This is a genomic window from Massilia sp. P2_C2 (assembly GCF_056404615.1).
The window spans coordinates 1-2,672 of sequence record NZ_JBFUDR010000509.1 but is presented as its reverse complement, the minus strand read 5'-3'; the positions used below and the strand labels follow the sequence as shown (position 1 = coordinate 2,672).

General features: G+C 60.8%; 4 protein-coding genes and 1 pseudogene. 3 read left to right on the top strand and 2 right to left on the bottom strand.

The window, feature by feature from the left end:
• Positions 1-145 (bottom strand): helix-turn-helix domain-containing protein (locus AC1DYX_RS30160; RefSeq protein ID WP_477265757.1); only part of this gene is annotated, 145 nt, incomplete at its 3' end.
• A gap of 92 nt (positions 146-237) precedes the next feature.
• Between AC1DYX_RS30160 and AC1DYX_RS30155 the strand changes: the two genes are divergently transcribed.
• The 3 genes from AC1DYX_RS30155 to AC1DYX_RS30145 all read left to right on the top strand — a co-directional run bounded on the left by AC1DYX_RS30155 (position 238) and on the right by AC1DYX_RS30145 (position 2,002).
• Complete coding sequence (locus tag AC1DYX_RS30155; RefSeq protein WP_477265755.1) at positions 238-663, top strand: PACE efflux transporter; 426 nt, start codon at positions 238-240, stop codon at positions 661-663.
• A gap of 114 nt (positions 664-777) precedes the next feature.
• The gene (locus tag AC1DYX_RS30150; protein WP_477265752.1) at positions 778-1,041 is read left to right on the top strand and encodes a helix-turn-helix domain-containing protein; all 264 of its coding nucleotides are present in this window, start codon (positions 778-780) and stop codon (positions 1,039-1,041) included.
• Between the two features lie 778 nt (positions 1,042-1,819).
• The gene (locus AC1DYX_RS30145; RefSeq protein WP_477265750.1) at positions 1,820-2,002 is read left to right on the top strand and encodes a transposase; all 183 of its coding nucleotides are present in this window, start codon (positions 1,820-1,822) and stop codon (positions 2,000-2,002) included.
• Positions 2,003-2,035: 33 nt separating this feature from the next.
• Here AC1DYX_RS30145 and AC1DYX_RS30140 read toward each other — a convergent pair.
• Positions 2,036-2,672: pseudogene (locus AC1DYX_RS30140) on the bottom strand (hypothetical protein); the annotation flags it as partial.

The window sequence follows — 2,672 nt, the reverse complement described above, 5'->3', positions numbered from 1 at the left end:
GGACCAGGTCCAGCTCCGCCTCGAGCTGGGCGATGGCCATGCTGACGGCCGACGGCACCCGCCCCAACGCGCGCGCCGCGGCGGAAAACGAGCCATGGTCGAGCACGGCCAGGAACACTCTCACGTTATCGCTGGAAAAGGCCATGATCTGTCAATTAAACTGAAAGAATCCAACTTTATACATCAAGGATGTCGACATAGGATGGCGCCATCGTCGTTTTATTGGGAAAGCCGGACATGCAAGGAATCAAACGCAGGATCGTCTACGTCGCACTGTACGAAGCCATCGCCATCGCGTGCACGACGGCCGGGCTCGCGGGCCTGACGCACCACGACGGCGCAGAGGCAGGCATCGCGGCCGTCCTCGCGTCGGCCACGGCCGTCGCCTGGAACGTCGTCTACAACGCACTGTTCGAAGCCTGGGAAGCGCGGCAGGCCACGCGCGGCCGCAGCCTGTTGCGCCGCGTCGTCCACGCCGCCGGCTTCGAGGGCGGACTCGTGCTCGCCATCGTGCCCATGTTCGCATGGACGCTCGGGACATCGCTCGTGGACGCCTTGATGCTGGACGTCGGGCTGATCGTGTTCTTCGTCCTGTACAGCTTCGCGTTCCACTGGGCATTCGACCTCGTGTTCGGGCTGCCGAAGTCGGCGCTGCCAATGTAGTGGTGAATACGCAGTGCATCCAGGCGGATACGATCATTAGCCGAATTCCAGCTATTTTGAATTTATCCGTATTTCGGATAAATTAGGTTTATCTGAATATCGGATATTTCCCAAATGTCTTCCTCGCCAGAATCCCATCTTCTCATCACTGCACCGCAGCTCGGCCAGCTGCTCGTAGCGACCCGCAAACAGCGTAAACTTACACAGACGGCAGTCGCGAATCGTGTCGGGTTGAGCCAGAATCGCATTTCGTACCTTGAGAATCATCCTGACGAAATCAGCGTCAAACAGCTGTTCAGCTGGTGTTCAGCACTTGAGCTGGAGCTTCGCCTGGGCGAGCAAGATACTTCTATCGCAAGCAGCCCGGCAGAGTGGTAAGCATGGGACGCCTCTCGCACAGCCAGAGGCTGCACCTCTGGGCCAATGGGGTCTCCAAGCTACAGTACGACATCGCCTGGCGCCACCCCAGGCATGGGCGTCCAACAGCTCACCTTTGCAGACGGTCCAGTGATGGAGTTGAGTGAAGGCCGATCTACTCGTACCAACGCAAAATTAGCGACAGCGCTCGAATAGCTTTGTCGCGGCGTTTTTTGCCGTGTCCGACCAACTGCTCGATCTGAAGTAGTGGGTAGGCATTGGATACTTGGCACTCGTAAATTGGCGTGTCCTACCAGAAATTCTAATATAGTTGGAAAGCAGTGCCGAACTCTATCGAAATGTAACGGGATCAGAAGTCTTTACTTGCGTCTACTCTAGCCGAGCGCTGGACACGTTGTCGATCGTGCCTTTATACGTGCAAGTCTTAGGTTTCATTTCCTTACCTGGAGACTTGCGCTTAGTGCGGCGCGCGATCCTTAATGCCTTGGTCGGCTAACTGTCACTACGCTGACCCAACGCCTGTTCGATTGTCGAGCAAGTTCTGCCGGTCTCTGAGCGTCTAGAAGAAGACTGCTGAGACGACGCGAGCACACTACCTCTGGCATTCGAGCGCGCCAGAAAAGTGATCAATGCGCTGGCCAAGCTCGACCACGAACAGCTGTGCGAGTTGCTGTACTTCGACGAATCAGGCTCAGTCCAAATCCTCTTGTGCAGTACGGCTGGGGCAGGATCGGCCAGACCCGGGCCACCGAACCGCTCGCGCACCGACAGCGCGTGAATGTGCTTGGGGCTGTACTATTTGCCTCCCTACAGTCCGGAGCTCAACCGGATTGAGATCTTGTGGAAGCATGCCAAGCACTTCTGGCGCCGCTTCGTTGCCAGGAACAGCGCAGATTTGCTCGAGGAAATTCAATCCTTGATGAGAGGCTTCTGCAGCAAGTTCACGATAAGTTTTGCATGACTACTTAGCATTTTTCGATATTGTCTAGGACGGCTAGCCGCCCTCGTCCGACGGCACGGCCAGCGGATGCTCGCTGCGCAGCGCGTCGATGCGGGCCTTCAGGGCGCGCGTCTCGTCGTCCTCGCCCCAGCGCTTCGTGAACGCCTGCAGCCGCATGCGCGCCCGCTCGACGCTGCCGGAGGCCAGCGACGCTTCGATGGACCCGCGCGCCTCGCTCCACGCGCTCGCGCGCTGGCGCTTGCGGGTGCAGGCGCTCGACGCCTCGTTGAGCTCGCGCTGCAAGCGCTCCAGCTGTTCCGGCGTGGCGCGGCTGGAACGCAGCGCGATCAACTCGTCCTGCGCCTGTCTGCCCTTGCATTGCTGCGCCAGCACGATGGCCGCGTCGATGCGCCGCTCGATCTTTTGCGCCGACGGCTTCGCCCACAGCCACACGCCCCACAGCACGGCCAGCGCGACGATCCACCAGCGCAGGCGGATCGGCTGACGGCCGGCCGGCCGGTCCGCCGGTTGTTGTCCGGATGGCGGCGGTGGCGGCCACGGGATGCCGCGCTCGCGTTCCGGCGGCGCGGCGTCCGCATCGACGGGGCGACCGCTGTGACCGAAGGCGGTCGCGGATGGCGTCGGCGCGGGCGCTTGCGCTGTCGCGCCAGAGGCCGCCGCGGCGGGCGAT

Excerpts from the sequence above, each read along its gene's own strand:
- AC1DYX_RS30155 (WP_477265755.1), top strand. The coding sequence starts at position 238 with ATGCAAGGAATCAAACGCAGGATCGTCTACGTCGCACTGTACGAAGCC.
- AC1DYX_RS30150 (WP_477265752.1), top strand. The coding sequence starts at position 778 with ATGTCTTCCTCGCCAGAATCCCATCTTCTCATCACTGCACCGCAGCTC.
- AC1DYX_RS30145 (WP_477265750.1), top strand. The coding sequence starts at position 1,820 with ATGTGCTTGGGGCTGTACTATTTGCCTCCCTACAGTCCGGAGCTCAAC.